Genomic DNA, 24,543 nt, shown 5'->3' on the forward strand with positions numbered 1-24,543 from the left:
CAGCCAATCGTCCAGGAGGCTCTTGGCCTCTTGCGCGTGGCCGGGAGGAATGTCGGTCCCACCCCAACGGATCGGTGGCGCCCGGTCTCGTGGTCGCTTCCTCACTCATGGGTGTCATTCTGATCAGCCTTCCTCGCACACCGGGCATAGCGCTCGCTCGCGCCGGATGGCACGCTCCAACGCCTGCGGGGCGGGGGTGGTCTCGACGTCGACGGCGCCGTTGGGTGGCAGGGCCTGCTGGCCCATGCCGCCAGCACTGCCACCGCCGGCTTCGGTGAGCGTGGGGCTATAGGTCACGCCGCTGCCATCGACGCGCAGCCAACCGCCGCCGGCTTCGAGCACCAGCTTGGCCCCGGCCTTGAGGTGTACGTGCTGGCCGCCTTCGAACAGGAGCGCCCGCTCGGCCTTTTCGTGGTGGGTGCCGCGAACGATATGGTGGTCGTCACCGTGGATCTCGGTGCGCCGCTCGCCTTGCACGCTCAGGTGGTCGTCGTGCTCGATCTCGCTGATGCGGTCGTGGTGCACCTTGAGGTGACGGTCGTGACCGATCTCTTCCGAGCGGTCGTGCTTGACCTTGAGGTCGAGGTCGCGTTCGGCGTGCAGGTAGATCTGTTGCGCACCGTTGGCGTCTTCGAAACGTAGCTCGTTGGAACCTGACCCGAGGTGAGTCTTGGTCTTGATGACGGTGCGGGTCTTGTGCTCGGGGAGGGCGTAGGGCGGGACGTTGGTGGCATGGTAAGCCGGGCTGATGATGATCGGCTGATCGGGGTCCGCCTCCAGGTGGTCCACGATCACGGCCATGCCGATACGGGGGATGGCCATGACGCCGTAGCCGCTGCCGGCCCAGCCCTGGGCGACCCGGATCCAGGCGCTGGCCGCTTCGTCGGGGGTGGCGTCGCGGTCCCAGTGAAAGCGCACTTTCACGCGACCGAATTCGTCGACGTAGATCTCCTCGCCCTCGGGGCCGACGACGGTGGCCATCTGCGGTCCGTGGACACGCGGCTTGGGGGTGGGGTCGGTGCGCCATGCCTGGTCACCGGGGGTCAGCGTCAGGGTATTGCCGTAGGTGGTGGCGCCTGACGTGGCATTGATGGCCTCCTCTTCGGCGGCCTGGGGCTGGGTGCCTTCATGAACCACGCCGATCACCTGCCAGTCGCGGTTCATGTCGTCCCTATCGTGGCCGGTCAGGTCGAAGCGCACGCCGGGGCGTAGTTCGGCGAGGTCGCTCTTGCCCGTGGCGACCAGGGCATCGCCGCGCAAGTGCTCGAGGCGGTAGCGGGTCAGTCGCCGGCCCGGCTCATCGGCCTTGAAGCCGCCATGCCAGTCGTAATGGGTGTAGTTGGCACGCTGCCCCTCGAGTCGGGATTCGTCGGTGTCCTGAGTGTGGTGCTGTCGGTAGGCTGGCTTCTTGAAGTACCAGTCCTCGAGCGTGGCGCTGGCCGGGCTGATACGCGACTGCCGCTGCAGGTGATGCACATGATGGGCGGCGGCGCTGCCACCGGCACGGCTGTGGTAGGGGCGTTCGCCCAGGCGTGGCAGCGCTTGGGGATCGTCGGTGAACACCAGACGGTGGGCGTCACCCTCGAACTCGTGGAAGTAGACCAGACCTTCACTGGCCGCCAGACGCTCGAGATAGGCCAGCGTCGTTTCTCGGTATTGAACGGTATACTCTCTGACCGGCAGTTCCCGCGTCACCGCCCAGGTGACGTCGGTGATGCCCACCTCGTGGCAGAGCTGGGTGATGATCGTCTGAGCACTCAGATCCTGGAAGAGACGGCAGTCGTGAAACAAGCCAAGCCGCCGTATGGCCGGTCGGATCACCACGTCGTAGTAGGTGCGGCGATGTCCTGGGTCGCCACGCCGAAAGGCGCACACCACCCCATGGAGATGACGCCGTACGTCACCGCGCTGCCAGATGGTGAAGCTTGCCTCGCGGTCCAACCAGTCCTCGGCGGAAAGCTCGGTATCGCGGCTGGCGAAGGTCACCGTCAACTCGAATGGCCGCGATAGGTGCTCGGTGTACTTGAACTTGGTGACCGCTAGTGCCAGGTCTTCGGCGCCGGTCAATTGAAGGGTAAACTGGAGGCCGGTCTGGGCCATGATCAACGCCTCCCTGCGTTCGAACAACCGTATTGTCGGTTCTTTTTCTTGATATGAAGCGATCGCTTATTTGCGTGGCAGCTTAACAACGGCCCAAGTGTGCTGTCAGTGGCAAATCTCCTACATGTTGTAGGTGATATCTTACAAGCACCACTCAGGCCGAGTGTCCGAGTCCGAGAGTAGGGCGTCAGCAGCAAAAAAACGCCACCCAGTGGGTGGCGTCAAGACCGTGACTAGCTTGATGAGGAGAAACCATGGCAGAGAACCTGACATCCTCTGCGATGGGTGCGGCGCCTGGCGAGCGCCACGGTTTTAAGATAATCATTCTCATTTGTGGCGTCAAGCTAAACGAGAATATTTTTTATTTGTGATGGCTATCCTCCCGTCAACGATAGCCAGAGTGGCAGTGTCAGCATCGCCAGCAGGGTCTGGCCAGTGATTAGTGCGGCCATCAGTTCAGCATCGCCGCCGAGTTGGCGGGCAAGGATATAGGCGGATGTGGCGGTGGGCAGGGCAGCGAACAACAGGGTGATATCACGGCTGATCGGATCGAGCCCCAGTACCATGGCCAGTCCGAGTACCAGCGCTGGCATCAGCGCCAGCTTTACCAGATTGGCTGTCCACACCCCCCGGTCCAGGCGGGTCAACGCCTTGGGGCGAAGTGCCACGCCAACGGCCACCAGGCCTAACGGCAGTGCGGCACGGCCGAGTAGCGAGACGCTGGCTTCGCTCCAGCCCGGCAATCCGATGCCACTGAGATTCAAGGTGATACCGGCCACGCATGCAATGATCAACGGATTACGGAGCAGCGCGGTCAGGCTACGGCCGAGGCTGGCAGGGCCCAAGGTGCCGGCGGCAATGAAGCTCACCACGCATAACACATTGACCACCGGCACCATCAACGCTACGGCCACAGCGGCTACGGTGGCCCCGGTACTGCCATGCAGGGCACTGGCTCCTGCCACGCCGACATAGGTGTTGAAGCGTAATGCCCCTTGAAAGACCGAGGTGAAGGCTGGCGCTTCAAGCTGCAATCGAGAACGTAGCCCCCACAGGCAAACGGCAAAGAGCAGCATGGCGCCGAGCAGTGCGATAGCCACACGCACTACCGGTACCTGACTGACATCGGCGGTGGCCAGCGTGGAGACCAGCATGGCCGGAAACAGCAGGAAATAGATGATGCGCTCGAGCTGAGGCCAGAAATCCCCTCCGGGAAGACGTCGCCAACCCAATACGACACCGAGTAGAATCAGCAGAAACAACGGTCCAAGGGCGTTGTCGACGCCAGTCATGTCGCCTCCTCTTACGGGATGTGGCTGGACTGCGACATCCATTCGCAGTCCTTGTGCAAGTAAGAACTGATAAGCTTACCGTTCCAATGAGGTTTCTGGAGTAATTCTTTCGCCGTGATGACACCCCCTAGGTCGCACCCGGATGATGATGCGCCGCGCTCGCCACTGCTCAATTTACTGATTGTGGTCACCCTGATCACGGTGGTCGTGGCACTGTGGTATCTCATCGACTATTACGTGCGTGGCAATAGTGAGGACATCACCTGGTATCCACCGACCATGCCCTGCGACTTGCACCAGGAACCTTGTGAGGCCAGTCTGGGCCTGAATGCTCGTCTCGTCCTGGAAATCGAAGACGACTTGCAGGCATTGGAAGTCCTACCGATCGAGGTCCGTCTCGAGGGCATCGAAGCCGAAACGGTGACGGTCGAGTTCGTCGGGCGCAGCATGAGTATGGGGTTCAACCGCTTTCCCTTGGCATCCCAGGGTGATGGTCGCTTCCGGGGCAATGGTCAACTCGGTGCCTGTACCGAAGCTGCCATGCCCTGGCGAGCTCAAGTGATCGTCGAGACTGCCGAAGGGCGCAAGGGTAGCTGGTTCGATTTCGACATCAGAAGGAGATCGTCATGAAGCGACAAAAGCTCTGGATGGGGCTTGGCGCGGCTTTTCTGGTCGTCGTGACGATGGCTGTATGGGCCTTTCAGCAACATCGGGCTTCCAGTAGCGATGAGCCGGTGGGGGGCGAAGTAGCCTTGCCTTCGACACAGGGCGATTTTTCATTGGCACAGCTCGAGGATGACCAACTGGCCGTATTGTTCTTCGGCTATACCCACTGTCCGGATGTCTGCCCGATGACCTTGACCGTGGTGCGTCAGGCGTTGCAGCGTTTGGATAGTGACCTGGCAGCACGTGTGGTGCCAGTGTTGGTCACCGTTGACCCCGAACGCGATACGCTCGAGCGCCTGGAGGAGTATGTCGGCTATTTCGGGGAATCTTTCATCGGCGCTCGTGGCAGCCAGGCACAGCTCGAGGATATCGCCGAACGTTATGGCATTTTCTGGCGCAAGGTGGAGATGGAGGATTCCGAGATGGAATACACCGTCGATCACAGCTCCTCGCTATATCTGGTCGATCGAGAGGGCCGGATTCGTCAGCGTGTCTTGTATTCACCCAATCCCCATGGGCTGATCGCGGCGCTGGAGGAAGAGCTGGGAGCCAGTGGCTGACGTCATGTCTGGGGCGCTTAGTGGTGTCCCGGCTCTATGGGAGGTGAGAGGCCAGCGAGTTGCTCGACCATATCCATGATGGCGCTGACTTGCCGACCTTCTCGAGTATCGTGGATGGGGTGGAGTTGCCATGTGCTTTCGGCGTAGCCCCACCAATCCCAACAGCCTCGGGGGTTGGGCAGGCTGGATCTCGCCTGGGGGTAGAGCACTACCAGTTCGTTGGCGGTGGCCCACTCATTGAGCCCACTGTATCGCGCGAACGTCTCGCCGATACGCTCGCGTCCCATCTCACAGCCATGCAAGGCTACCACCAGGCCGCATTCGGCTCCTTCTTCGCAAGTCTTGGGCACGAACAAATAGCCTTGTTCATCAAAGCCACGACCACCTTCGAAGGGGGCTTGATCGAATGTCCATAGCATGCCGCGATGCGGCTCTTGCGGGGCTTCCAGGTCGCCGTATAGCCAAGTCAACGCTTCACCTGCACCATCCTCGTTGCAATCCAACAGATAAGGGCTGCCGCTGTCGGTGCAGTCGGCCATAGGGGGGCCGTTGTCACGGTTTCGTACCGGCCAACCGTGACTGGCGCCTTCGCTTATATCCAGCCGTAACTGCTCGTCGCCGTCGTCAAGCCAGGCGCGATATTGCTCGGCAAGTGTTTCGCCAAGGCTAGGATCGACGGTGGTATCGGCACTCCCATGCCAGATGTAGACCCGCTGGTCGGCGAGCTCCCGGCCTGGCCCGACCAGGCCATCGGCCTGATAAGCGTCTCGCCGATCGGCCAACAAGGCCAGGTCGGGGGGGCCTAGGCGGGTCAACATGCATTGCCCGAGGGCACGACTCAAGTCACCGCGAGAACAACCCCATGGGCCGGCAGCAAACACCCCCAGACCATGGAAACGGGTGGGAAAGGCGACCGCCAGTTGTGTCGCCATGTAGCCTCCCGAGGAGACGCCGACGATGCTGATGGCATCGGGATCTACCGTCAGTACGGGTAACGGTGAGAGCGACGAATCGTCGGCCATGGCCTGAGTGACAAGACCCAGCGCCAGGCCGACTATCGCGAGAGGAAACCTCATGCGGTTGGTATCATTCGCTGACGTCGAGCAGTTCGACCTTGAATGTCAGGGTTTCGTTGGGGCCAATGGGACCCTGTCCGCGTGAACCGTAAGCCAGTTCCGGCGGAATGTAGAGCATCCACGTATCACCGACACTCATCATCTGTAGTGCTTCCTGCCAGCCTTCGATGACCTGATTGACCCGGAAGCTGACCGGCTCGCCCCGCTCGTAAGAGCTGTCGAACACGGTACCGTCGAGCAAGCTGCCCTCATAGTGCACTTCGACTTCTGACTCCGCGCTAGGAGAGGCACCTTCTCCTTCTTCCAGTACCTTGTATTGCAAACCGGAGTCAGTGACTTCGACGCCTTCCTTATCGGCGTTTTCGGCGAGGAAGGCTTCCCCTGCGGCCTGGTTGTCGGTAGCGAGCTTCTCGGCCTGCTGCTGACGTTCTGCCATGGCCTGTTGCTGGAAGCGAGTCAGAGTTTCGGCCATTTCCTCTTCGCTCATGGCCAGTTCATTGCCTGCGTAGACATCCTCGATCGCTTGGGTGAAGGCATCGAGATCGAGATCGGCGACATCCTGTACCAGACTCTGTCCCAGGGTCACCCCCAGGCTGTAGCTGAGCTTGGCTTCTTCGCTCTGCGGCGCCTCGGCCAGGGCGAAAGTCGAAGCGCTCAGCAGGGTGCCAAGGGCGGCGGCGGTCACCAGTGTTTTCATTGAAGGTCCTTAACGCGTGATTGTAGGTAAACCTTTCGGACTCTATCAGGACTCACTGGGTTCCGCATCCCGAGCTTGGGCTGTCAACGCATGAGGAGTGCTCTCGTCATACCACTAGTGTTGGACATTTGGCCATGCTGGCGACTCGCTGGGAAACGCTGCCCAGAATGGAAGCCGTCTTATCGCCATTGGTGCCCTGAGAACCGATCACGATCAGGTCGACATCGCGTTTTCTGGCAAAGCGCACGATGGTGCTGGAGGGGCGGCCACCCTTGACGAAGGCCCGTACCTTATCAGCGCCACGCTCAATGGCCTCGTGCTTGGCCTGAACGGCGATCTCGGTGGCATATTCCTTGAGGGCGTCGTCGGGGATATCGAGTTTCTTGGGGCGCACCATCGACAGCGATGCCTCGAGAAGACTGTGGTGCTTGAACACACATAATATGTACAACTCGGCATCGGTTAGTTTTTGTAGCTCGACAGCCTTGTCCAGCGCTGCCAGAGCGCCCTTCGAACCATCGACCGGCACCAGAATCTTCTTGAACATGACGCAGCCCCTTCATGCGGTTTTCGGATAACCCCTAGTCGGCGAAGGCCAGGTCCCTCAGGAACAGGGCGATCTGTGGAAACATGATCAACAGCGCTGCAGCCAGGATCAACATGAAGACGAATGGCGGGGTGCCCTTGATCACATCGAAATAGGGTCGCTTGAAGATGGCGATGGCGGTGAAAATGTCACAGCCAAAGGGTGGTGTCGCCGAGCCTATCGCCACCTGCAGGGTGATCAGGATACCCACCAGTACGGGGTCGAGCCCGGTGCTTTCCACGGCCGGGGCGAAAATGGGAGTCAGCACCAGGATCACCACGATCGGGTCGACGAACATGCAGGCGACGAAGAAGGCCACGCAGATGGCGATCAGTACACCGATTGGGCCGGCCTCCTGAATGCCCACGGCGGTGAGGATCTGCTGGGGAATCTGAGCAAAGGAAATGATCCATGAGAAGCTGTTGCCGACGCCGACCAGGATGAAGACCACGGCAGTAATCAAGCCGGTGGACTTGGCGATGGCATAAATGTCTGGCAACTTCAGTGAGCGGAACACCACGAACTCCAGGATGATGGCATAGAGTACGCAGGCAGCAGCGGCCTCAGTGGGGCTGAAGATACCGCCGTAGATACCGCCGACGATGATCACCGGGAAACCCAACGGCCATAGTGCTTGTTGCACGGCAGTCAAGCGCTCTCTCCATGATGCCTTGGCCTCGGTAGGGACGTCCTTGATGATCGAATAGATCACGCAATACACCGAGAACATGACGAGGATCAGCAACCCTGGGCCGATACCGGCGATGAACAGCTCAGCGATGGAAGTGCCGGAGATGACACCGTAGATAATCATGCCGATGCTTGGCGGGATCAAAAAGGCGATGTCGCTGGCGTTGATAATCAGCGCCAGGGTGAAGGAGTCGGAATAGCCGGCCTTTAGCATCTTGGGGCGTAATGGCGAGCCAACCGCCACCACCGTGGCTTGGGTCGAGCCGGAGACAGCGCCGAACAATGTGCAGGAAGCCGCTGTGCTCACCGCCAAGCCGCCCTTTATATGGCCGATGAAGGCCATGACCATATCGATCAGTCGATTGGCCGACTGACCGCGGGTCATGATGTCGGCGGCCAGAATGAACATCGGGACCGCAATCAAGGAAACGGGGCGAATACCGGCCATCATCTGTTGGATCAAGGTATCCATCTGGCCAAAGCCGTTGAACATCATGTAGAAGCCGATAGCCGCTGCCGTGATTAGCGGAATCATCATCGGGAAGCCCAGCAGCAGCAGGACTATCATGGTGGAGACCATTATCGTTGTCATTGAGCGTTCCTCCGGGCCGATAACCCTACTTCAGACTTCCGTTTCCGTATCCTTGTACCCATCGACGACCGAGGTCGAAAGGTAGACGTCTCGTGTTCTCATGTTCTTGATCGCGGTCAGCAGATATTGAATGCCGGTGATCAGAAAGCCGATCGGCGCCCAGACATAGATGATGAAGATGGGAAAGCTCAGAGCGGGCAGGATTCGTCCCCGTGAGTACAGGTCGAGAATATAGATGATCGAATAATAGAGCAGGAAAAACATGATCAGTGAGGTAAACAGCGAGATGAAAATCATCAAGGCCTTGCGCCCCCCTACCGGCAAGGCATCGTAAATCGCCGACATGCGGATATGGCGACCGTGGCGAGCGGCATACCCGATGCCGGCAAAGGTGATCATGATGATCAGGATGCGATTGATTTCTCCGGAAAAAAAGATGCTTTGGCCAAACACGAAGCGCCCAATGACATTGGCGATGGTATTGAAGGCCATCAACAGCACACCGAGAGCAAGGATGACCGACTCAATACGACTGATAGCGGTATCGATAGTCCCCAGGAAGCCCGGCAGGCCAGATCGGTAGTGCTTTTCTGAATCTTCGTCGGACATGAAACCGCACTCCTTTCAGCAAACCATTTAGCGAAACCCTTGTGGGCAGCCGGTATCACCATGTTTCAAGGCTAATCGAAATGCGCCAGCGAGTAGCGAGCGTCCTCAACGCTTGGTGGACGCTGCGCCGATGACGAATACAAAGGGGCAGCAATGGCTGCCCCCTGTGTATGACATCGGGTGTGATTACTCTCCGGTGACGGCTTCGAGGTCGGCCTTGAACTGCTCCAGCAATTTCTTGCCGTTCTCGCCGGTCATCTCGAGGAAGGCTTCTTCGACCTGGGGGGCACGCTCCTTGAAGGCTTGGGTCTGTTCCTCGTTCAGACGCGTGACGGTGCACTCGTCGCAGGCTTCCTGGATCTTGTCGAGCGACTCCTCGGCCAAGCCTTGGATATGCTCGATGGTGTGATCATAGGCCGCATCGGCAGCGTCACGGATCACCTGCTGGTCTTCCTCGCCTAGACCATCGAAGAAGTCCTTGTTGGCCATCATGGCGGTGGTGAACCAGCCGTGGTGGGTAAAGGTCAGGTGGGGCGACACTTCATACAGGCCACCGGACTCGATCCAGAAGATCGGGTTCTCCTGGCCGTCGATGACGCCGGTCTGCAGCCCGCCGTAGACCTCGCCCCACGGAAGCGGCGTGGGGGTGGCACCGAAGGCGCGATAGGTCTCCGACAGCAGCGGGTTGGTCATGACGCGGATCTTCTTGTTCTGGAGATCCTGGGGGGTGGTAAACGGCTCATCCGTGGTGACGACCATTTCCCCTTCCGGATACATCTTCAGCAGTTCCAGGCCATGGTTGGCGTAGAGCTCGGGGAACATCTCGTTGATGGCCTTGCTCTTGTCGAAGAACTCGAGCACCGTTTCCATGTCGGTGGGCATCAGATAAGGAATGAAGAATATCTGAGCCGCAGGAATCAAGGCACCAGTGAAGCCGGGGGATTGGTTGACGAACTGCAGAATACCGCTTTGGGTTTGTTCCATGATGTCTTCGGATTCACCCAGTTCGCCAAAGCGATAGATCTGTACGGTGTGGTCGGAATTCTCCTCGACATATTCCTTGAAGGCGACGGCAAAGACATCCTGAACGTCTCCCTCGTATTCTTCGTGGGCATAACGCCAGTTATCGGCATAGGCCGCAGCAGACATGCCAAGTACCAGGGCACTCACACTCGCGGTGGTCAGTAGTTTTTTCACCTTCATTATTCTGTTCCCCTTAGCCATATAGTGGCGACGGATTTGAGCCTGCGTTTGGGAAACACTGCATAAATGTCTGCGCTACTCAATCGCTGCGTTGCGCGGTGCTCGGAATCCTCACATATACCTAATATGCTCCGGCTCCTGTGCTCCGTGCGCCTTGCGCTTAAGCATGCTCGCCGATTTATTCAGCGCTTCCTTGGGTCTGAATTACAGGAAAATCAATAGACTCTGCTTAATTGAGGCTAGCGTGGCTGAGAGGGGGGGTCAAGGCGGGTTTCTAGGGTTTTCAACGCCGAAAGATGCGATTTTTTCTGCAGTTTCAAGGCATTTGCCAGGGTTTTTTCCAGACTGGGCGGGGGACTGGAGAGTACCTTGAGGTGGTGTCCGGTCGTGACCAGGGCTTGCAGCCGTTCCAACGTTTCCCGCTCCGCGGCAAGCTCGGCACGTTTCAGGTGATAACGTACGTCAGCTATTTCTTGCCTTTCTTGCGCTTCCGTCTTGAGTGTTCGGCGTAGCTGGCGCAGTGGCTCAGTGACGCCTCGCTGCCATCGACGGACCTCTTCCAGCCCCTTGGGTTCGCTGATGACCATCAGGCCGTGATGATACAGCCAGCAGTGCCACAGCAACTCGCAGACATCCACGCCTGCTTCGTCTTGTAGTTGCAGGCAAGCCGCTTCCACGCCCGCACGGCCATAGAGCGCCAGCGCGAAATTCCATAGAGAGTCAGCGGTGAGGAGGGGCCGCAGAGTGTCGCGCAATCGGGTAGAATCGCTGTTCATATCACGGCTGTCGACCGAGTGAAGGCAGCTATTACGTACTGCCGAGTGGAGTTCGAATGATCGCATTGCGCCAGGTTGCTCTGCAACGCGGCACCCAGATCCTGCTCGAGAATGCTGAATTGACCCTGCATGCCGGTCACAAGGCCGGTATCGTCGGCCCCAATGGCGCCGGCAAATCGAGCCTGTTCCAGTTATTGCTTGGCGGTTTGACGCCGGACAAGGGGGAAGTGGAAATGTCTGGTGGGCAGCGCATTGCCCACATGGAACAGGAAGTGGCGGCACTCGACCGCGCCATTGTCGATTACGTGCTCGACGGCGACCGGGAACTGCGTGCTACTGAACGAGCCCTGTTGGAAGCTCAGGCCAGTGGCGATGTTCATCGCGAGGCCGAGCTTCACGGCCGTATTGAAGCGTTGGACGGCTACAGTGCCCCGGCGCGCGCGTCGCAGTTGCTGGTGGGGCTGGGCTTCGTACAGGGTGACCTGGAACGTCCGCTTTCCGACTTTTCTGGTGGTTGGCGTATGCGCGTCAATCTGGCGCGAACCCTGTTCATGCCTTCCGATATCCTGTTGCTTGATGAGCCGACCAACCACCTCGATCTCGATGCCTTGTTGTGGCTCGAACAGTGGTTGATCCGCTATCCCGGCACACTGTTGCTGATTTCCCACGATCGCGACTTTCTTGATGCAGTATGCGACTACATCGTGCACTTCGATCAAGGCAGGCTGGTGACCTACCGCGGCAACTACACTGCCTTCGAACGCACTCGGGCGGAAAAGCTCGCCCAGCAGCAGGCGGAAGCTGCCAAGCAACAGGCGCGGCGCGAGGAGATCGAGCGTTTCGTGGCCCGTTTCCGTGCCAAGGCCACCAAGGCTCGCCAGGCACAGAGCCGTCTCAAGATGCTCGAACGCATGGAAACCATCGCGGTAGCGCACGTCGACTCGCCGTTCCATTTCACCTTTCCGGCCGCGGACAAGACCTCCAACCCCTTGCTGGTGCTCGACGAGGCGCGTCTTGGCTATCGAGCGGAGGAGAGTGAGTACGCTCAACTCGACCACGTTAAGCTGACCCTGTTGCCCGGGCAACGCATTGGCCTGCTGGGACCCAATGGTGCTGGTAAATCGACGCTGATCAAGTCGCTGACCGGTGAGCTGCCACTGTTGGCTGGAAAACGGGTACCTGGTGAGAACCTGGCCATTGGCTACTTTGCTCAGCACCAGGTCGAGGGGTTGGATCTGTCGGCAACTCCCTTCCTACATGTTCAACGCCTGTCACCCACGACCAGTGATCAGGAGATTCGCAACTTTTTAGGCGGTTTCGGCTTCCATGGCGACGATGTGTTCGGGGAGGTGGGATGCTTCTCGGGAGGAGAAAAAGCTCGCCTGGCCTTGGCGCTGGTGGCCTGGCAGAAGCCCAACCTGTTGCTGCTCGACGAGCCTACCAACCATCTCGATTTGGAAATGCGCGAGGCATTGACGGAGGCGTTGGCTGGCTTCGAAGGCACGGTGATCGTGGTTTCTCACGACCGCCATCTACTACGAGCGACAGTCGACGAATTCTGGCGTGTCGCCGACCACCGCGTGGCACCCTTCGACGGTGATCTCGACGACTACCGCGCCTGGCTCAAGGCGCGTCTGGAAGGCGAGCGACGAGAGGCGCGCCAGGACAAGGCCGAACGCCAGGAGAACTCAGCGTCCCGCGAGGATCGCAAGACCGCTCGACGGGCTGCCGCCGAGTTGCGTGAGAAGTTGCGTCCGCTGAAGCGCGAACGTGATCGCGCCGAGGCTGAGATGACCAAGGTGGTGACGGCATTGGAAGAGGTCGAGGCACGGCTGGGCGATGCCGATCTCTATACCGACGAGACGCGCAGAGACGAATTGACCGAGATGCTGGCCCGCCAGGGAGAGCTCAAGTCGCGCCTCGAAGTGCTCGAACAACAGTGGTTGGATGCCGCAGAGGCATTGGAAGCGGCCGAGCTTTCAACTTTCCAGCAGAAAGGTCACCGGCCCGTCGTTGACCAGTGAGACTTGCATGTTGGCGGCGAATTCGCCGGTGGCGACCTGTGGCCAGCGCTCCCTGGCCTTGGCGACGAGGTAGGCGAACAGGCGTTCACCCTCGGCAGGCGGGGCGGCGCTGGAGAAACTTGGACGCAGGCCCTTATGGGTATCGGCGGCCAGAGTGAACTGCGATACCAGCAACAAGCCGCCGTTGACCTGCTGCAGGTCGAGATTCATCTTGCCTTCGTCATCGCTGAATACGCGGTAATGCAGTAGTTTGTGCAGCAGCTTGTCAGCACGCGCCTCGTCATCGCCCTTTTCCACGCCAACCAGTGCCAGCAGGCCTTGGTCGATGGCACCAACGGTACGATCTTCGACCTCGACACTGGCTCGCCTCACTCGTTGAATCAATGCGCGCATGCTGCCCTCGTCCCGATGATGGATCAGGCCGAGAGAGTAACACGAAGCAGGTGAAGCGAAGCTTTACCAGGCGCGGCACACCATGATGTCGCAGTGGGGTTCGGCCAGCAGTTGTTCGGTAAGCTGCCCTTGGCGCCCCAATTGACCACGACTGCCCAGCGCCAACAGGTCCGGTGGCTGGCGCCGCAAATGATTCATCAACACCTCCAGCGGGTCGCCCTGTTCGAGCTTCAACTCCAATTCGGGGACATCGTCGAAATCGGCCATCATATGATCGATCTCGCGCTCGAGCTGCACGCGCAGTCGCTCGACTTCACGGTCTCTCCAGCGGGCGTAGTCGCTGTCTGAACCGAGTTCGCGTTCACCAGGGATGTCCCAGGCGTGCAGCAGTGTGAGCCTGGCCTCGGGGAAGCGCTTGAGTGTCTCGCGCAGGGTATGACGGCAGGTCAGGGAGAAGTCTACCGGTACCAGGATATCCTGCCAGTCCTGAGTGGCTGGATGGCTGACCGAGAGCACTGGGCAAGGGGCGCCACGCAGCACCCGGGCAAGGGTCGTGCCACTGACCAGATCCGGTTGTCCACGCTTGCGATGGGCGCCGAGTATGATCATGTCGACTTCGCGCTCGTGCGCCTCGCGGATGATCTCGGCGTAGGGCGCGCCAGCCACGGTCTGAATCAGTGATGCGGGTGAAGAGAGGGCGTAATCCTCGCGGATATCGCTCATCATGCTCTCCATTTCGGCCACTACCGCCTGCTCCAGGTCGTGCAGTGCCTGGCGCGGCAGATGGGGGTCGAGCACATGCACCACATCCAGACGAGCGCCAGTTTCGTAAGCCAGGCGTATGGCCCTGGCGAAGGCAGCGCGATTCTCGGCGGATAGATCGCAGGCGAACAGCAGGGTCTTGGTCATGGCGTCTCCCTCCCTCGTGGAACCGCTGAATGATTACCTGCACAACGTCGCTGCGTGGCACGCCGCTCGTGTCTTAATCTTGTTTAGCGCCCCTGTCGCAGCAGCCCGGATGAGTCGGGATCGCAGTCACGCAGCCTTCAGCATGGTGGTACAGGGGGTGTCCTGCAAGGTGAATTGGTTGGACTCGATACCAAAAACCACTGGGCTCGGCGAGCACTTGTGTCGAGTCTTACCACCAGGCATGGAAATGATGCACCGGACCATGACCGCGGCCGACATCGAGCCGTGTACTGGCTTCCAGTGCTGCACTGAGCCAGCGCTTAGCCTGGGCGACGGCTGTGGGTAAGTCATCGTCGTGGGCCAGGCAGGCGGTGATCGCCGAGGACAGCGAACAACCGGTGCCATGCAGGTTATCGGTTGCGATGCGTGGGCCGTCCAGCCATTGTGCCTGGCCGTTGTTGACCAACAGATCGGGGCAACGCTCTCCACGCAGGTGACCGCCCTTGAGCAGTACATGGCGAGTGCCCAGTGATGTCAGCTGTGGCAATAGGGCTTCCATGGCGTCGGGAGTATTGGGCGTCGTGGTGTCGAGCAGCACCGCGGCTTCGGGTAGGTTGGGGGTGATCAGATCGGCCAATGGCACCAGGAGCTCGCGAACGGCCCGGATGCCGGCATCGTCTACCAGGACATCGCCGCTCTTGGCGACCATGACCGGGTCGAGCACGATCCAGCGTGGCCGATGGCGTGTCAATGCCTCGCGTATCGTCTCGGCGACATCGCGGCTTGCCACCATGCCGATCTTCACCGCGTCGATGGCCACGTCGTCGAACAGGGTCTCGAGCTGGGTGGCAATGAAATCAGCCGGTATCGGGTGGACGCCGGTGACGCCGCGGGTGTTTTGGGCGGTTAGGGCGGTGATCACACTGGTACCATAGGCGCCCAGTGCAGAGAACGTCTTGAGATCGGCCTGAATACCAGCACCACCACTGGGGTCGGAGCCGGCGATGGTCAGGACATTGGGAATCGAACGGGAAGCGGACATGTCGGTCATCTTGGAGTCGCGGAAACGGTCATCGGCAAGCGAGACCTCTAGCCTACTACCACTCACCCCTTTGCGGCCATGCTGAGCCTGTTCGTGGTGGCACTGGCCAGTGCCACGCTGCTGCCTGGTGGATCTGAGGTATGGTTGGCACGCCTGTGGTGCCTTGGTGAACCAGCCGCGGTGCTATGGCTGGTGGCCACCACCGGCAATACCGTGGGAAGTCTGATCAACGTGTGGTTGGGGCGTTATGCGCGGCGTTTCCAAGACCGCCGCTGGTTTCCTGCCTCAGCCGAGGGATTGGCGCGGGCCGAGCGCTGGTATCACCGATTTGGCGAGTGGAGCCTGCTGCTTTCCTGGGTCCCGGTGATCGGCGACCCGCTCACCGTCTTGGCCGGGATCTTCCGGTTGCCCTGGTGGAAGGCCGTGCTACTGATCGCTTTGGCCAAGGGTACACGTTATGCGGTAGTGCTATGGCTGACCGAGGTGTGGTTGGTGCCGCTGTGCTGATCGTCACGGGGTATCTCTGACAAATCCTTCGTCATCTCCTACGCTCAAGAACAGCCGTCCCCAATCGGGAAATCAGGGACGTTTTCTTAAGGAGCCTGCTCCAGTGTTGCGCTGACCCAATGTTGTGCAGCCCCAATATTGTGGTAGCGCCATGCAGGGGGCGGGCCGGTGGACTAGCGAGGAGAGGCATGAGCCAAACCACCACCGCATTGATTGCCGAGCAATGGGCGGTGGGGCTGTTCGTCCTTGCCGTACTGACACTGTGTGCTGTCGCGGCCGGAGTCGCCAGTCTGTTGGGTGGTCGCAGTTGGGGACGTGCCAAGTCCCTGCCTTTCGAGTCCGGCGTTGTCGGAGCCGGTAGTGCCCGCCAACGCTTCTCCGTCAAGTTCTATCTGGTCGCGATGCTGTTCGTGATCTTCGATATCGAGGCCGTATTCCTGTTCGGCTGGGCCGTTGCGATACACGAGGTGGGATGGCCCGGCTTCTGGGGGGCGGCGGTCTTCATCATCATTCTGCTCGCCGGCCTGATCTACGATAGCCGCGTCGGTGCCTTGGATTGGGCGCCGCGTCACCGTCTTTCCGATCGTAGTACTTGATGCCGTTGCATCCCGGGGCAGGCCAGAGCGAGGTATGACATGTCCCGTGTTGGAGGAGTCGCATGCCGTATACCTTGACGCGTGCCGATGATGTCTTGGCAACTGACGCAGCCGAGGCGGGAAACGCCCGCTATCCCCTCGGCGAACGCCGTCGTGTCGAAGAGCCGATGAGGCAGCAACTCGAGCGAAACGTTTTCACCGGCAAGCTCGACGAAGTGCTTCATGCGGTCGTCAACTGGGGCCGCAAGAATTCCCTGTGGCCATACAACTTCGGCCTGTCGTGTTGCTACGTGGAGATGACCACGGCGTTCACCGCACCTCACGACATTGCCCGCTTTGGTTCGGAGGTGATTCGCGCCTCCCCTCGCCAGGCGGACTTCATGGTCATCGCTGGTACCTGTTTCATCAAGATGGCGCCAGTAATCCAGCAGCTCTACGACCAAATGCTCGAACCCAAGTGGGTGATCTCGATGGGTTCCTGTGCCAATTCAGGGGGGATGTACGACATCTATTCGGTGGTACAAGGGGTCGATAAGTTTCTGCCGGTAGACGTCTATGTCCCGGGTTGTCCGCCACGGCCGGAGGCGTTTCTGGAGGGCTTGCGTCTGTTGCAGGACTCGATTCAGGAGGAACGCCGACCACTGTCATGGGTGGTTGGCGATCAGGGTATCTATCGTGCTGAGCTGCCCTCGCGGCGCGAGACACTACGCGAGCGCCGCATTCACGCTACTGAGTTGCGCAAGCCCGATAGTGTTTGAGTCGACAGCGACTATTGTCATGGATTCTCGAACGGGAGCGGGGTGCCATCGATGAACCTGGAGATATCGACAAGCGCTGTGGCTGGTGAGGGGGTGACGAACGATCCCATCGTCGTTGCCCTCAAGCAGCGCTTCGGTGAACGGGGGATTCACGAGCAAGCCACCCTGACCGGGATTCCGGTGGTGTGGCTATCGCGCGACGTGCTAAGTGAGGCGTTGGCCTTCCTGCGCGATATGCCCGACCCTTTCGAGATGCTGTTCGATCTATCGGCGATCGACGAACGCCTGCGCACGCGGCGTGAGGGGTTGCCCGAGTCGGATTTCACCGTCTTCTACCATTTGCTGTCGGTATCGCGAAATCGCGATGTCATGCTCAAGGTCGCGCTGCGTGAGGGTGATCTGGAACTGCCTAGTGTCATTTCGCTATACCCCAATGCCGACTGGTACGAACGCGAGGTGTGGGACATGTTCGGCATCGACTTTCGAGGCCACCCACACCTGACACGTATCCTGATGCCGCCGACCTGGCAAGGGCATCCGTTGCGCAAGGACTATCCGGCACGGGCTACCGAGTTCGATCCCTATACCCTGACCGTCGAGGGTCAGGACAGGGAGCAACGAGCGCTGCAGTTCGACCCCGAAGCGTGGGGCATGCGTCGCGAGAGCGATGACACCGAATTCATGTTCCTCAACCTCGGTCCCAACCATCCCTCGGCCCATGGTGCCTTCCGTATCGTACTGCAACTCGATGGCGAAGTGATCGTCGATTGTGTGCCGGATATCGGTTATCACCATCGCGGTGCCGAGAAGATGGGCGAGCGTCAGTCATGGCACAGCTTTATCCCTTATACCGATCGGGTCGACTACACCGGCGGAGTGGTGAACAACCTGCCTTACGTGCTCGCGGTGGAGAAGCTCGCCGGTATCGAAGTACCGGGGAGGGTCAAGGCCATTCGGATAATGCTGACCGAGTTGTTTCGCATTAATAGTCACTTGCTGTTTCTCGGTACCTACCTGCAAGACCTGGGGGCGATGTCGCCGGTGTTTTACACCTTCACCGACCGCCAGAAGGCCTATGAGGTGATCGAGGCGATCACTGGGCTTCGCATGCACCCGTCGTGGTTCCGCATCGGGGGGGTAACCCAGGACCTGCCACGGGGATGGGATCGGCTGATGCAAGGATTCCTCGATTGGATGCCGAAACGGCTGCGCGAATACGAAAGAGCGATGATGGACAACGCCGTCGTGCGCGATCGCACCCGCCACATTGCCGCCTATAACACCCAAGAGGCGCTTGCCTGGGGGGTGACCGGTCCCAACTTACGCGCCACCGGTCTCGATTTCGATCTGCGCAAACGGCGCCCTTATTCCGGTTACGAGCAATTCGACTTCGAAGTGCCGGTGGCTGCCAATGGCGATGTCTTCGATCGTGGCTGGATCCGTATCGAGGAGATGCGTCAGAGTCTGCGCATCATCCAGCAGTGCGTCGACCACATGCCTGCCGGCGATTACAAGGCTGACCACCCGTTGACCACGCCGCCTCCTCGCGAACGCATGCTAGAGCACATCGAGACCTTGATCACTCACTTTCTCCAGGTTTCCTGGGGACCGGTACTCGAGGCCAACGAGTCGCTGTCGATGATCGAGGCGACCAAGGGCATCAACGGCTACTACCTGACCAGCGATGGCAGCACCATGAGTTATCGCACGCGTATCCGTACGCCGAGCTTCCCTCATTTGCAGCAGATTCCGGTAGTGATACGGGGTGGCTTGGTATCGGACCTGATCGCCCACCTGGGCAGTATCGACTTCGTCATGGCCGACGTGGACCGCTGACCCATGAATGGAAATTCACATCTTCTGGCAAGCGATGGCGACGGTTTCGTCCTGGATCCTGAAGATCGTCGTACCATCGAGCAGGAGCGAGACCATTACGAGCAGCCGCAAGCGGCTTGCATCGAGGCGCTGAAGATCGTCCAGCGCCGGCATGGCTGGGTGCCGGATGGGGCAATCGTCGCCATCGCCGAGGCACTGGGCATCGGGCCTGCCGAGGTCGAGGGCGTGGCGACCTTCTACAGTCTGGTGTTTCGCCAGCCGGTGGGACGTCATGTGATCCTGGTCTGTGACAGCAGTTCGTGTTTCCTCACCGGTTACGACGCACTGCGTGAGGCCCTTTCCAGCCGACTGGGCATTGGCTTTGGTCAAACCACCAGCGATGGCCGATTCACGCTGCTACCGGTGTGCTGTCTGGGGGCCTGCGATAGCGGGCCTGTGCTGATGATCGATGACGATACCTACGGTCCGGTTGCGGTAGAGGATGTGGCTGACTTGCTGGAGAGTTATCCATGACAGTGAACCGTTATCGCTGCCAGCTGCATCATTCAGCACATGAGCGACGTCTTGAGACACACCCGCTGACCTGGTGGTTGCGTGATGATGGTGAATGCGTTGGCCTTGGCGAGTATGTCGCCAAGGACGGCTATGCCGTCGTGCGTCAGGTGCTTGGGCACCAGGGCCCCGATGAGGTGATCGAGACCCTGAAGGCAGCCAATATCCGCGGCCGCGGGGGCGGAGGCTTTTCAGCGGGCGTCAAATGGAGCTTGACGCTCAAGGGAGAAAACTTGCCGCGCGGTTACCTGCTATGCAATGCCGACGAGATGGAACCCGGTACCTTCAAGGACCGGCTGCTGCTCGAGCAAGTGCCGCATCTGCTGCTCGAGAGCATGATCCTCGGCGGCTATGCCAACGACTCGTTCTACGGCTACATCTTCCTGCGCGGTGAATACGTCGAGGCGGCAAGGGCGATAAGTCGGGCGATCGAGGAGGCGCGGGCTGCTGGCTGGTTGGGGCGGGACATTGCCGGTAGCGGTTTCGATTTCGACATCGCTCTGCATACCGGTGCCGGCCGCTATATCTGTGGCGAAGAGACCGCATTGATCAACTCACTAGAGGGGCAGCGCGCCAACCCGCGAGCCAAGCCGCCGTTTCCCGGCCAATCCGGCGCCTGGGGCAAGCCCTCAGTGGTCAACAACGTCGAGACGCTGTGCAATGTGCCGGCGGTACTACGCTTCGGTGCCGATTGGTACCAGCAGCTCTCCGGTGAACGCAGCGATGATGGTGGTACCAAGCTCTATGGCGTCTCGGGCAAGGTGCGTCGCACCGGCTTGTGGGAGCTGCCCATGGGGACTCCGGCGGGTGAATTGCTCGACCGTGCCGGTGGCATGCATGACGGCTGTACGCTCAAGACCTGGTTGCCCGGTGGTGGCAGTACCGGATTCCTGCTACCCGAGCATCTCGATCTGGCACTGGACTTCAATACTGTCGCTCAGGCTGGCAGCCGCCTGGGTACCGGCATTCTCACGCTGGTGGCCGACGATCAGAGCATGGTCTCGCTGGTCCGCAACCTGGAAGAATTCTTCGCCCGCGAATCCTGTGGTTGGTGTACGCCGTGTCGCGATGGCTTGCCATGGGCGGTCAAGCTGCTTCGTGCACTAGAGCGTGGTGAAGGGATCCCGGGAGACATCGAGCTACTAGAGGAACTGGCCGAGGATCAAGGGCCCGGCAAGACCTTTTGTGCTCATGCTCCTGGCGCGGCCATGCCTCTGGCATCGGCAATCGAATATTTCCGCGATGAATTCGAACGTGGTATCGCCCACCCAGGTAAGGATGACGTGATGCCCGAAAGGCCGCTATCGGCCAACGGGGAACGAGGCGATGCCGAACGGTGAGTCGGGGAGTGACGGTGATGGCGACGATTCAGGTCGACGGTCGAAGTTACGAGGTCAACGAGAAGGACAACCTGCTCCAGGCCTGCCTGACGCTGGGCTTCGATCTGCCGTATTTCTGCTGGCATCCGGCGCTGGGCAGCGTGGGGGCATGCCGCCAGTGTGCGGTCAAGCAGTATCGGGATGCTGACGACGCCCAAGGATCGTTGGTCATGGCTTGCATGGCTCCGGCTGCCGATGGCAGTCGAATTTCGATCGAGGACGAACAAGCCCGTGAATTTCGTGCCAGTGTCATCGAATGGTTGATGGTCCATCATCCCCACGACTGCCCGGTGTGCGAGGAGGGCGGCCACTGCCACCTGCAGGACATGACGGTGATGACTGGCCATAATCGGCGACGTTATCGCTTCCGTAAGCGTACTCATCGCAATCAGTACCTGGGACCGTTCATCGCCCACGAGATGAACCGCTGCATCACCTGTTATCGCTGTGTGCGCTTCTATCGCGACTATGCTGGCGGTACGGATCTCGGCGCTTTCGGTGCCAACGACAACATCTATTTCGGCCGCCATCGCGAGGGTGTGCTCGAGAACGAGTTCGCTGGCAACCTGACCGAGGTCTGTCCCACCGGCGTGTTCACCGATCAGACCCATTCGCAGCGCTATACCCGCAAGTGGGACATGCAATTCGCCTCCAGTATCTGCCACCAGTGCGCGGTGGGCTGCAACATCAGCCCTGGCGAGCGCTATGGCGATATCCGGCGTATCGAGAACCGCTATCATGGTGAGGTAAATCGCTTCTTCCTGTGCGACAGAGGGCGCTTCGGGTATGGCTACGTCAATCGCGACGATCGTCCTCGCCGCCCGGAATGGCGCGGCGAGGTAGAAGGAACCATCATCCTCGATGTCGACGAGGCCCTGGATCGTGGTGCCGATGCACTACGTGGGGCGCGGCGAGTGATCGGTATCGGCTCCCCACGGGCCAGCCTGGAAAGCAACGACCAACTACGCGAACTGGTCGGTCAAGCCAACTTCTCTAGCGGTATCGCCGAGCGCGAGCAGACGTGCCTGGCACGAATGCGCCGGCTCAATCGCGATTGTGGCTTGCCAACTCCGACGCTGAGCGATGTCGAGTCGCACGATGCCATGCTGGTGCTTGGCGAGGACCTGATTCAGAGCGCCGCACGGCTGGGATTGTCGGTGCGTCAGGCAGTGCTGGCCCGTCGCGATAGTTTGGCCGAATCCCGTGGCATTCCTGTCTGGAATGCCGAGGCGGTGTTGACCTTGGCACAAGATACGCGCCATCCGCTGTTCATTGCCTATCCCACGGCGACCGGCTTGGACGATATCGCCGAGTGTCGTCTGCACCTGGCACCGGATGACATCGCACGCCTGGGCTTCGCGGTGGCCCATGCCATTGACGCGGCAGCACCCGCCGTCGAGGGGATTGACGAAAGTACGAGAGCGACCGCTGAACGGATCGCCGATACGCTGTTGGCGGCAGAACGCCCGTTGGTGATCAGTGGCGGTTCACTCGAGTCGACGGCAATCCTCGATGCCGCCGGCAACATCGCACGTGCGCTGGCGACCAAGGGGCGCCGGGGCGGCTTGAGCTTGGTGCGTCGCGAGGCCAATAGCACGGGCGTGGAACTGCTCGACGGCCGGTCGCTGGAATGGGCGCTCGATGAGTTGATCGATGGAGCTGCCGATGCCGTGGTGGTGTTGGAAAATGACCTCTACCGGCGTGTGCCGCGTGAACGCGTCGATCGAGCCTTGTCGGCCGCCGAAGCGGTGATCGTGCTCGATCATCAGCGCACGCCGACTTGGGAACGTGCTCATTTGGGTTTGCCAGCAGCCAGCTTTACCGAGGGCGATGGCACTTTGGTCAGTCTCGAGGGACGGGCACAGCGATTCTTCCAGGTGTTCGAGCCACGTTACCACCGCCCCGAGTCGCGAATTCATCAGGGCTGGCGTTGGTTGCAGGCATTGCGTGCGAGTCTCAAGCGCCAAGCGGTACCCGATATTACGTTTGATGTAGTCACTCGCGACTGCGCGCGACGCCACCCTGCACTGGCCGGCATCGTCGAAGCTTCGCTGGGTGCCGACTATCGGGTCAGCGGACTCAAACTGGCCCGCGCTCCACACCGCTATAGCGGTCGCACGTCGATGCGTGCTCATCTCGATGTCAGTGAGCCGCGCCCCCCGCAGGACCCCGGCACGCCCTTCACCTTCTCCATGGAGGGTTATTACGGCTTCGATCGGCCGCGCCGGGAGGTGCCTTTTGCGTGGGCACCGGGCTGGAATTCGCCCCAGGCCTGGAACAAGTTCACCGATGAAGTAGGTGGCCATCTACGCGGTGGCGATCCGGGTGCCAGGTTGCTGGAGCCAGCGGAGAGCATCGGCGATTACGCCGACGAGATACCGCCTCCTTTCGTGCCCCGCGACGATGCGTGGCAGATCGTGGTGTTGCCTCGACTGTTTGGCGGTGAGGAAACGTCGTCACGAGTGGCACCGATCATGGCACGTGCGGCAGCCGTGGCGTTGACGCTATCGAGGGAGGATGCCAGGCGGCTCGAGGTCAAGGAAGGCACCTCACTGGTGGTGGAAACCTCACTATCGAGGCTGATACTACCGTTGCAGATCGATGCGGCGCTTCCCAGTGGCCTGGTAGGGGTGCCCGCGATGTGCGAGGCGGCGCTGGCGACGGGGGATCGGGCAGGGCTTTCCCAGGTGCCCGAAGGAGAGGGAGGCCCCTCATGAGCTGGCTGACACCGACAGTCGTGGAGGTTCTCATCGCCATGTCGCAGGCACTGGTGATTCTGGTTGTCGTGATGCTGCTTGGTGCTGTGATGACGGTGGTTGAGCGCCGCTTGCTGGGCTTGTGGCAGGATCGCTACGGGCCCAATCGTGTCGGGCCTTTCGGTTCGCTGCAACTGGTCGCCGACATGATCAAGATCTTGTTCAAGGAAGACTGGATTCCGCCTTTTGCCGACCGTGCGTTGTTCGTGTTGGCACCGATCATTGCCATGGCGTCGCTGTTGCTGGCGTTCATGATCATTCCCTTGACCCCTGCCTGGGGCGTGGCGGACTGGAACATCGGGTTGCTGTTCTTTTTCGCTATGGCCGGAATCAATGTTTACGCCGTGCTGCTGGGCGGCTGGTCGAGCGGCAACAAGTACGCCTTGCTCGGCGCCATGCGTGCCACGGCGCAGACACTCTCCTACGAGGTATTCATGGGGCTGTCGCTGATGGGAGTGGTGGCACTGGCCGGTTCGTTCAATATGCGCGAGATCGTTGCCGCTCAGCAGAGTTTGTGGTTCATCATTCCGCAGTTCCTTGGTTTCTGTACCTTCCTGATTGCCGGTGTCGCGGTGACCCATCGTCACCCCTTCGATCAACCCGAGGCCGAGCAGGAACTGGCCGATGGCTACCATATCGAGTACTCGGGCATGAAGTTCGGCATGTTCTTCATCGGTGAATACATCGGCATGGTGTTGGTCTCGGCACTGATCGTGACGTTGTTCTTCGGCGGCTGGCTAGGCCCTTGGCTGCCGCCTTTCGTCTGGTTCGCGCTCAAAACCGCGGCGTTGCTGGTGTTGTTCGTGTTGCTGCGCGCCTCACTGCCACGTCCCCGCTACGATCGAGTGATGAGCTTTGGCTGGCGGATCTGCCTGCCGTTGACACTGATCAATTTGCTCTTGACCGGCGCTGTGATCCTCTTGGTGTCGCCGGCCGGCAACTGA

General features: G+C 60.2%; 23 protein-coding genes. 11 read left to right on the top strand and 12 right to left on the bottom strand.

The features are described from left to right. Positions 1-123 precede the first annotated feature (123 nt). Together L861_RS22410 and L861_RS22415 are read right to left on the bottom strand one after the other, a co-directional pair. Positions 124-2,100 (bottom strand): type VI secretion system Vgr family protein, encoded by a 1,977-nt coding sequence (locus L861_RS22410; RefSeq protein ID WP_016418955.1) that lies wholly within the window; start codon positions 2,098-2,100, stop codon positions 124-126. A gap of 374 nt (positions 2,101-2,474) precedes the next feature. Further along, on the bottom strand, positions 2,475-3,392 hold the full coding sequence (locus L861_RS22415; RefSeq protein ID WP_016418957.1) for an AEC family transporter: 918 nt from the start codon (positions 3,390-3,392) through the stop codon (positions 2,475-2,477). A gap of 117 nt (positions 3,393-3,509) precedes the next feature. Between L861_RS22415 and L861_RS22420 the strand changes: the two genes are divergently transcribed. Together L861_RS22420 and L861_RS22425 are read left to right on the top strand one after the other, a co-directional pair. After that, complete coding sequence (locus L861_RS22420) at positions 3,510-4,022, top strand: hypothetical protein (protein ID WP_016418958.1); 513 nt, start codon at positions 3,510-3,512, stop codon at positions 4,020-4,022. Continuing rightward, the gene (locus L861_RS22425; protein WP_016418959.1) at positions 4,019-4,618 is read left to right on the top strand and encodes an SCO family protein; all 600 of its coding nucleotides are present in this window, start codon (positions 4,019-4,021) and stop codon (positions 4,616-4,618) included. Before L861_RS22420 ends, L861_RS22425 begins: the two co-directional genes overlap by 4 nt. Positions 4,619-4,635: 17 nt before the next feature. Here the strand turns inward: L861_RS22425 and L861_RS22430 are convergent, their stop codons facing one another. From L861_RS22430 to L861_RS22460, 7 genes are all read right to left on the bottom strand, one after another. Beyond that, complete coding sequence (locus tag L861_RS22430; protein ID WP_016418960.1) at positions 4,636-5,694, bottom strand: extracellular catalytic domain type 2 short-chain-length polyhydroxyalkanoate depolymerase; 1,059 nt, start codon at positions 5,692-5,694, stop codon at positions 4,636-4,638. 10 nt (positions 5,695-5,704) lie between these two features. Continuing rightward, positions 5,705-6,391: a BamJ family beta-barrel-assembly machinery protein gene (bamJ, locus tag L861_RS22435; protein WP_016418961.1), complete on the bottom strand. Its 687-nt coding sequence runs from the start codon at positions 6,389-6,391 to the stop codon at positions 5,705-5,707. Between the two features lie 106 nt (positions 6,392-6,497). After that, positions 6,498-6,938 (bottom strand): universal stress protein, encoded by a 441-nt coding sequence (locus tag L861_RS22440; RefSeq protein ID WP_016418962.1) that lies wholly within the window; start codon positions 6,936-6,938, stop codon positions 6,498-6,500. A 34-nt stretch (positions 6,939-6,972) separates the two neighbouring features. Continuing rightward, positions 6,973-8,259 (bottom strand): TRAP transporter large permease, encoded by a 1,287-nt coding sequence (locus L861_RS22445; protein ID WP_027947803.1) that lies wholly within the window; start codon positions 8,257-8,259, stop codon positions 6,973-6,975. A gap of 30 nt (positions 8,260-8,289) precedes the next feature. After that, positions 8,290-8,868 carry a TRAP transporter small permease gene (locus L861_RS22450; RefSeq protein ID WP_016418964.1) on the bottom strand — a complete coding sequence of 193 codons (579 nt, stop codon included), beginning with the start codon at positions 8,866-8,868 and terminating at the stop codon, positions 8,290-8,292. Positions 8,869-9,054: 186 nt separating this feature from the next. Beyond that, entirely contained in the window at positions 9,055-10,071 is a 1,017-nt protein-coding gene (locus L861_RS22455; protein WP_016418965.1) for a TRAP transporter substrate-binding protein, read from the bottom strand. A gap of 239 nt (positions 10,072-10,310) precedes the next feature. Next, positions 10,311-10,847, bottom strand: a complete 537-nt coding sequence (locus tag L861_RS22460) for a TIGR02444 family protein (RefSeq protein WP_027947802.1) — start codon at positions 10,845-10,847, stop codon at positions 10,311-10,313. A 56-nt stretch (positions 10,848-10,903) separates the two neighbouring features. Between L861_RS22460 and L861_RS22465 the strand changes: the two genes are divergently transcribed. Then, positions 10,904-12,871, top strand: coding sequence for an ATP-binding cassette domain-containing protein (locus tag L861_RS22465; protein WP_016418967.1), 1,968 nt, complete (start codon positions 10,904-10,906; stop codon positions 12,869-12,871). Here L861_RS22465 and dtd read toward each other — a convergent pair. The 3 genes from dtd to thiD all read right to left on the bottom strand — a co-directional run bounded on the left by dtd (position 12,827) and on the right by thiD (position 15,215). Continuing rightward, entirely contained in the window at positions 12,827-13,264 is a 438-nt protein-coding gene (dtd, locus tag L861_RS22470; protein ID WP_016418968.1) for a D-aminoacyl-tRNA deacylase, read from the bottom strand. The two genes, L861_RS22465 and dtd, sit on opposite strands and share 45 nt — an antisense overlap. 63 nt (positions 13,265-13,327) lie before the next feature. Beyond that, positions 13,328-14,173, bottom strand: a complete 846-nt coding sequence (locus L861_RS22475) for a universal stress protein (RefSeq protein WP_016418969.1) — start codon at positions 14,171-14,173, stop codon at positions 13,328-13,330. A 229-nt stretch (positions 14,174-14,402) separates the two neighbouring features. Next, complete coding sequence (thiD, locus tag L861_RS22480; RefSeq protein WP_016418970.1) at positions 14,403-15,215, bottom strand: bifunctional hydroxymethylpyrimidine kinase/phosphomethylpyrimidine kinase; 813 nt, start codon at positions 15,213-15,215, stop codon at positions 14,403-14,405. 78 nt (positions 15,216-15,293) lie between these two features. Between thiD and L861_RS22485 the strand changes: the two genes are divergently transcribed. The 8 genes from L861_RS22485 (at position 15,294) to nuoH (ending at position 24,543) form a co-directional block, all read left to right on the top strand. After that, positions 15,294-15,722 (top strand): YqaA family protein, encoded by a 429-nt coding sequence (locus L861_RS22485; RefSeq protein ID WP_016418971.1) that lies wholly within the window; start codon positions 15,294-15,296, stop codon positions 15,720-15,722. A 188-nt stretch (positions 15,723-15,910) separates the two neighbouring features. Then, on the top strand, positions 15,911-16,318 hold the full coding sequence (ndhC, locus tag L861_RS22490) for an NADH-quinone oxidoreductase subunit A (protein ID WP_016418972.1): 408 nt from the start codon (positions 15,911-15,913) through the stop codon (positions 16,316-16,318). A gap of 62 nt (positions 16,319-16,380) precedes the next feature. Further along, complete coding sequence (locus tag L861_RS22495) at positions 16,381-17,076, top strand: NADH-quinone oxidoreductase subunit B (RefSeq protein WP_016418973.1); 696 nt, start codon at positions 16,381-16,383, stop codon at positions 17,074-17,076. Positions 17,077-17,127: 51 nt separating this feature from the next. Further along, positions 17,128-18,912, top strand: coding sequence for an NADH-quinone oxidoreductase subunit C/D (nuoC, locus tag L861_RS22500; RefSeq protein ID WP_016418974.1), 1,785 nt, complete (start codon positions 17,128-17,130; stop codon positions 18,910-18,912). Between the two features lie 3 nt (positions 18,913-18,915). Continuing rightward, positions 18,916-19,425 carry an NADH-quinone oxidoreductase subunit NuoE gene (gene nuoE, locus L861_RS22505; protein WP_016418975.1) on the top strand — a complete coding sequence of 170 codons (510 nt, stop codon included), beginning with the start codon at positions 18,916-18,918 and terminating at the stop codon, positions 19,423-19,425. Then, the gene (locus L861_RS22510) at positions 19,422-20,804 is read left to right on the top strand and encodes an NADH-ubiquinone oxidoreductase-F iron-sulfur binding region domain-containing protein (protein ID WP_016418976.1); all 1,383 of its coding nucleotides are present in this window, start codon (positions 19,422-19,424) and stop codon (positions 20,802-20,804) included. Before nuoE ends, L861_RS22510 begins: the two co-directional genes overlap by 4 nt. Before the next feature lie 17 nt (positions 20,805-20,821). After that, positions 20,822-23,560: an NADH-quinone oxidoreductase subunit NuoG gene (gene nuoG, locus L861_RS22515; RefSeq protein ID WP_016418977.1), complete on the top strand. Its 2,739-nt coding sequence runs from the start codon at positions 20,822-20,824 to the stop codon at positions 23,558-23,560. Then, a complete protein-coding gene (gene nuoH, locus L861_RS22520) occupies positions 23,557-24,543 on the top strand; it encodes an NADH-quinone oxidoreductase subunit NuoH (protein ID WP_016418978.1) in 987 nt (328 codons plus the stop codon). Before nuoG ends, nuoH begins: the two co-directional genes overlap by 4 nt.

The organism is Litchfieldella anticariensis FP35 = DSM 16096, from assembly GCF_000409775.1.
Classification (GTDB): domain Bacteria; phylum Pseudomonadota; class Gammaproteobacteria; order Pseudomonadales; family Halomonadaceae; genus Litchfieldella; species Litchfieldella anticariensis.

Coding starts and splice junctions, on each gene's coding strand:
- ndhC (WP_016418972.1), top strand. CDS start 15,911: ATGAGCCAAACCACCACCGCATTGATTGCCGAGCAATGGGCGGTGGGG.
- L861_RS22465 (WP_016418967.1), top strand. CDS start 10,904: ATGATCGCATTGCGCCAGGTTGCTCTGCAACGCGGCACCCAGATCCTG.
- L861_RS22460 (WP_027947802.1), bottom strand. CDS start 10,847: ATGAACAGCGATTCTACCCGATTGCGCGACACTCTGCGGCCCCTCCTC.
- L861_RS22485 (WP_016418971.1), top strand. CDS start 15,294: ATGCTGAGCCTGTTCGTGGTGGCACTGGCCAGTGCCACGCTGCTGCCT.
- L861_RS22440 (WP_016418962.1), bottom strand. CDS start 6,938: ATGTTCAAGAAGATTCTGGTGCCGGTCGATGGTTCGAAGGGCGCTCTG.
- dtd (WP_016418968.1), bottom strand. CDS start 13,264: ATGCGCGCATTGATTCAACGAGTGAGGCGAGCCAGTGTCGAGGTCGAA.
- nuoC (WP_016418974.1), top strand. CDS start 17,128: ATGAACCTGGAGATATCGACAAGCGCTGTGGCTGGTGAGGGGGTGACG.
- L861_RS22445 (WP_027947803.1), bottom strand. CDS start 8,259: ATGACAACGATAATGGTCTCCACCATGATAGTCCTGCTGCTGCTGGGC.
- L861_RS22495 (WP_016418973.1), top strand. CDS start 16,381: ATGCCGTATACCTTGACGCGTGCCGATGATGTCTTGGCAACTGACGCA.
- bamJ (WP_016418961.1), bottom strand. CDS start 6,391: ATGAAAACACTGGTGACCGCCGCCGCCCTTGGCACCCTGCTGAGCGCT.
- L861_RS22510 (WP_016418976.1), top strand. CDS start 19,422: ATGACAGTGAACCGTTATCGCTGCCAGCTGCATCATTCAGCACATGAG.
- L861_RS22430 (WP_016418960.1), bottom strand. CDS start 5,694: ATGAGGTTTCCTCTCGCGATAGTCGGCCTGGCGCTGGGTCTTGTCACT.
- L861_RS22450 (WP_016418964.1), bottom strand. CDS start 8,868: ATGTCCGACGAAGATTCAGAAAAGCACTACCGATCTGGCCTGCCGGGC.
- L861_RS22455 (WP_016418965.1), bottom strand. CDS start 10,071: ATGAAGGTGAAAAAACTACTGACCACCGCGAGTGTGAGTGCCCTGGTA.
- thiD (WP_016418970.1), bottom strand. CDS start 15,215: ATGTCCGCTTCCCGTTCGATTCCCAATGTCCTGACCATCGCCGGCTCC.
- nuoH (WP_016418978.1), top strand. CDS start 23,557: ATGAGCTGGCTGACACCGACAGTCGTGGAGGTTCTCATCGCCATGTCG.
- nuoE (WP_016418975.1), top strand. CDS start 18,916: ATGAATGGAAATTCACATCTTCTGGCAAGCGATGGCGACGGTTTCGTC.
- L861_RS22425 (WP_016418959.1), top strand. CDS start 4,019: ATGAAGCGACAAAAGCTCTGGATGGGGCTTGGCGCGGCTTTTCTGGTC.
- nuoG (WP_016418977.1), top strand. CDS start 20,822: ATGGCGACGATTCAGGTCGACGGTCGAAGTTACGAGGTCAACGAGAAG.
- L861_RS22415 (WP_016418957.1), bottom strand. CDS start 3,392: ATGACTGGCGTCGACAACGCCCTTGGACCGTTGTTTCTGCTGATTCTA.
- L861_RS22420 (WP_016418958.1), top strand. CDS start 3,510: ATGACACCCCCTAGGTCGCACCCGGATGATGATGCGCCGCGCTCGCCA.
- L861_RS22475 (WP_016418969.1), bottom strand. CDS start 14,173: ATGACCAAGACCCTGCTGTTCGCCTGCGATCTATCCGCCGAGAATCGC.
- L861_RS22410 (WP_016418955.1), bottom strand. CDS start 2,100: ATGGCCCAGACCGGCCTCCAGTTTACCCTTCAATTGACCGGCGCCGAA.